The sequence below is a fragment of the Flavobacterium sp. U410 genome (genome assembly GCF_053570605.1).
Map to the genome: position 1 here is coordinate 1 of NZ_JBSEFI010000042.1, position 5,169 is coordinate 5,169.

Sequence of the window (5,169 nt, forward strand, 5' to 3'; positions counted from 1 at the left end):
GAAAAAAAGTTTCAAAAATATTTGCGAGTTAAAAAAGAAGTTGTACTTTTGCAGCCGCTAACTGAAAGGCTAGTGATAAACAAAGAAGACACGTTCATAGACATATTGAATTGACAGCATACAAAATAAGAGAGTAAGGCGAATTGAAAGAATACTAAACCTAGCACTTATCGTATAATATTAAAAATACTACGATGAAGAGTTTGATCCTGGCTCAGGATGAACGCTAGCGGCAGGCCTAACACATGCAAGTCGAGGGGTAGAGGAAGCTTGCTTCCTTGAGACCGGCGCACGGGTGCGTAACGCGTATGCAATCTACCTTGTACAGGGGGATAGCCCAGAGAAATTTGGATTAATACCCCATGGTATTTTCGGATGGCATCATCTGATTATTAAAGTTCCAACGGTACAAGATGAGCATGCGTCCCATTAGCTAGTTGGTGTGGTAACGGCATACCAAGGCAATGATGGGTAGGGGTCCTGAGAGGGAGGTCCCCCACACTGGTACTGAGACACGGACCAGACTCCTACGGGAGGCAGCAGTGAGGAATATTGGGCAATGGAGGCAACTCTGACCCAGCCATGCCGCGTGCAGGAAGACGGCCCTATGGGTTGTAAACTGCTTTTGTACGAGAAGAAACACTCCTTCGTGAAGGGGCTTGACGGTATCGTAAGAATAAGGATCGGCTAACTCCGTGCCAGCAGCCGCGGTAATACGGAGGATCCAAGCGTTATCCGGAATCATTGGGTTTAAAGGGTCCGTAGGCGGTCTTATAAGTCAGTGGTGAAATCTCCTAGCTCAACTAGGAAACTGCCATTGATACTGTAGGACTTGAATGTTTGTGAAGTAACTAGAATATGTAGTGTAGCGGTGAAATGCTTAGATATTACATGGAATACCAATTGCGAAGGCAGGTTACTAACAGATGATTGACGCTGATGGACGAAAGCGTGGGGAGCGAACAGGATTAGATACCCTGGTAGTCCACGCCGTAAACGATGGATACTAGCTGTTCGATCGCAAGATTGAGTGGCTAAGCGAAAGTGATAAGTATCCCACCTGGGGAGTACGCACGCAAGTGTGAAACTCAAAGGAATTGACGGGGGCCCGCACAAGCGGTGGAGCATGTGGTTTAATTCGATGATACGCGAGGAACCTTACCAGGGCTTAAATGGGAGACGACAGTTTAGGAAACTAGACTTTCTTCGGACGTCTTTCAAGGTGCTGCATGGTTGTCGTCAGCTCGTGCCGTGAGGTGTCAGGTTAAGTCCTATAACGAGCGCAACCCCTGTTGTTAGTTGCCAGCGAGTAATGTCGGGAACTCTAGCAAGACTGCCGGTGTAAACCGTGAGGAAGGTGGGGATGACGTCAAATCATCACGGCCCTTACGTCCTGGGCCACACACGTGCTACAATGGCAGGTACAGAGAGCAGCCACTTAGCGATAAGGAGCGAATCTATAAAACCTGTCTCAGTTCGGATTGGAGTCTGCAACTCGACTCTATGAAGCTGGAATCGCTAGTAATCGGATATCAGCCATGATCCGGTGAATACGTTCCCGGGCCTTGTACACACCGCCCGTCAAGCCATGGAAGCTGGGGGTACCTGAAGTCGGTGACCGTAAGGAGCTGCCTAGGGTAAAACTAGTAACTGGGGCTAAGTCGTAACAAGGTAGCCGTACCGGAAGGTGCGGCTGGAACACCTCCTTTCTAGAGAAAAGATAAGATGGTTTGTTCGGATAAGAGTTTTACTCTCGCTGTTAGTTCAAAAATAAAGCTAAAAAATACAGAGTCTCGTAGCTCAGCTGGTTAGAGTACTACACTGATAATGTAGGGGTCGGCAGTTCGAGTCTGCCCGGGACTACTATTTTTGAGTTTTAATAAAGGAAATTTTAGAAGTTGAGAGGTTATGAATTATAACATTCGTAATTCGTAATTCACAATTAATAAAAATTGGGGGATTAGCTCAGCTGGCTAGAGCGCCTGCCTTGCACGCAGGAGGTCATCGGTTCGACTCCGATATTCTCCACAGAGATATGCTTAAGGCATAAAACGTACATTGACATATTGGGATAGTAAAGAACAAAGTAGAAAGAAAACACAAAGAATACGAAAGTATAAAACAATAAGCAAAATAAGGGCGTATGGGGAATGCCTAGGCTCTCAGAGGCGAAGAAGGACGTGATAAGCTGCGAAAAGCTACGGGGATTGGCACATACGAATTGATCCGTAGATATCCGAATGGGGCAACCCGGCATGTTGAAGACATGTCACACCGATAGGTGAGCAAACCCGCTGAACTGAAACATCTAAGTAGGCGGAGGAGAAGAAAACAAAAGTGATTCCGTAAGTAGTGGCGAGCGAACGCGGATTAGCCCAAACCAATGTTGTTACGGCAATATTGGGGTTGTAGGACCACGATATTTCTTTCGGATTGAATTAGAATAACCTGGAAAGGTTAACCATAGAGGGTGATAGTCCCGTATAAGTAAGAGAAGAAAAGGATAGTGGTATCCTGAGTAGCGCGGGGCACGTGAAACCCTGTGTGAATCTGGCGGGACCATCCGCTAAGGCTAAATACTCCTGAGAGACCGATAGTGAACCAGTACCGTGAGGGAAAGGTGAAAAGAACCGTGAATAACGGAGTGAAATAGATCCTGAAACCATACGCTTACAAGCGGTCGGAGCCTTTATGGGTGACGGCGTGCCTTTTGCATAATGAGCCTACGAGTTACCGTTGCCGGCAAGGATAAGCACTTCAGGTGTGGATCCGTAGCGAAAGCGAGTCTGAATAGGGCGCTTGAGTCGGTAATGGTAGACGCGAAACCGTGTGATCTACCCATGGGCAGGTTGAAGCTGTGGTAACACATAGTGGAGGACCGAACCGGTTGACGTTGAAAAGTCTTCGGATGACCTGTGGGTAGGGGTGAAAGGCCAATCAAACTCGGAAATAGCTCGTACTCCCCGAAATGCCTTTAGGGGCAGCGCTTAAATAGTTTATTAGAGGTAGAGCTACTGATTGGATGCGGGGGTTTCACCGCCTACCAATTCCTGACAAACTCCGAATGCTAATAAATGATTTTAAGCAGTGAGGGCATGGGTGCTAAGGTCCATGTCCGAGAGGGAAAGAACCCAGACCATCAGCTAAGGTCCCCAAATGTATGCTAAGTTGAAAAAACGCGGTTTGCCTGCACAGACAGCTAGGATGTTGGCTTGGAAGCAGCCATTCATTTAAAGAGTGCGTAACAGCTCACTAGTCGAGCGGGCGAGCATGGATAATAATCGGGCATAAGCATACTACCGAAGCTATGGACAGTATAACTGTGGTAGGGGAGCATTCTAAACTGGGTAGAAGGTGATCTGTGAGGATTGCTGGACTGTTTAGAAAAGCAAATGTAGGCATAAGTAACGATAATGCGGGCGAGAAACCCGCACACCGAAAAACTAAGGTTTCCTCAGCTATGCTAATCAGCTGAGGGTTAGTCGGGTCCTAAGGCGTACCCGAAGGGGGAAGTCGATGGTCAACGGGTTAATATTCCCGTACTACTTATAATTGTGATGGAATGACGGAGTGATGAAAGCACCGCGAACTGACGGAAGTGTTCGTTAAAGTACCTAGCTATATGCTCTATAGGCAAATCCGTAGAGCATGGTGAAATACGATAGTACTCGGAGTCTTCGGACAATGGGATAGTGTGCCTAAGGGCTTCCAAGAAAAGTTTCTAAACTTAGATTATAAGTACCCGTACCGTAAACCGACACAGGTAGTTGAGGAGAGAATCCTAAGGTGCTCGAGAGATTCATGGCTAAGGAATTAGGCAAAATAGACCTGTAACTTCGGGAGAAAGGTCGCCAGCGCAAGCTGGCCGCAGTGAAAAGGTCCAGGCGACTGTTTATCAAAAACACAGGGCTCTGCAAAATCGTAAGATGAAGTATAGGGCCTGACACCTGCCCGGTGCTGGAAGGTTAAGAGGAGATGTTATCTTCGGAGAAGCATTGAATTGAAGCCCCAGTAAACGGCGGCCGTAACTATAACGGTCCTAAGGTAGCGAAATTCCTTGTCGGGTAAGTTCCGACCTGCACGAATGGTGTAACGATCTGGACACTGTCTCAGCCATGAGCTCGGTGAAATTGTAGTATCGGTGAAGATGCCGATTACCCGCAGTGGGACGAAAAGACCCTGTGCACCTTTACTATAGCTTAATATTGACCTTGGACACGTGATGTGTAGGATAGGTGGGAGACTTTGAGTCGGGTTCGCTAGGATTCGAGGAGTCATTGTTGAAATACCACCCTTTGCTTGTCTGAGGCCTAACCCCGATGTATCGGGGGACATTGTTTGGTGGGTAGTTTGACTGGGGTGGTCGCCTCCAAAAGAGTAACGGAGGCTTCTAAAGGTTCCCTCAGCACGCTTGGTAACCGTGCGTAGAGTGCAATGGTATAAGGGAGCTTGACTGAGAGACATACAGGTCGATCAGGTACGAAAGTAGAGCATAGTGATCCGGTGGTTCCGCATGGAAGGGCCATCGCTCAAAGGATAAAAGGTACGCCGGGGATAACAGGCTGATCTCCCCCAAGAGCTCACATCGACGGGGGGGTTTGGCACCTCGATGTCGGCTCGTCACATCCTGGGGCTGGAGAAGGTCCCAAGGGTTGGGCTGTTCGCCCATTAAAGTGGCACGCGAGCTGGGTTCAGAACGTCGTGAGACAGTTCGGTCTCTATCTACTGCGGGCGTTAGAAATTTGAGTGGATCTGATTCTAGTACGAGAGGACCGAGTTGGACTGACCTCTAGTGTATCTGTTGTCTCGCCAGGGGCACTGCAGAGTAGCTACGTCGGGAAGGGATAAGCGCTGAAAGCATATAAGCGCGAAACCCACCACAAGATGAGATTTCTTTTAAGGGTCGTGGAAGATGACCACGTTGATAGGCTATAGGTGTAAAGGCAGTAATGTCATAGCCGAGTAGTACTAATAACCCGTAAGCTTATTGTGACGCTCATTCCCGCTCAAGTGGCGGGATGGGAACTTTCTTAAAGTCTTTTACTATCTTAGTATGTTAAAATATTGGCAACGAATGTTGCAGTGAATAGCGAAAGCGAATCACTAAAAACTTAAGGTGGTTATAGCGTCGGGGCTCACCTCTTCCCATTCCGAACAGAGAAGTTAAGC

Annotated in this window: 2 tRNA genes and 3 rRNA genes; all 5 read left to right on the forward strand. The window is 47.8% G+C overall.

Features of this window, described 5'->3' with window-relative positions:
- Positions 1 to 191: 191 nt before the first annotated feature.
- Positions 192 to 1,709 (forward strand): 16S ribosomal RNA (locus ACUSJC_RS16615).
- A gap of 80 nt (positions 1,710 to 1,789) precedes the next feature.
- Positions 1,790 to 1,863 (forward strand) — tRNA-Ile (locus ACUSJC_RS16620).
- 91 nt (positions 1,864 to 1,954) lie between these two features.
- Positions 1,955 to 2,028: transfer RNA gene (locus ACUSJC_RS16625), tRNA-Ala, on the forward strand.
- A 94-nt stretch (positions 2,029 to 2,122) separates the two neighbouring features.
- Positions 2,123 to 4,992 (forward strand): 23S ribosomal RNA (locus ACUSJC_RS16630).
- Positions 4,993 to 5,112: 120 nt separating this feature from the next.
- Positions 5,113 to 5,169, forward strand: a 5S ribosomal RNA gene (gene rrf, locus ACUSJC_RS16635); the annotation flags it as partial.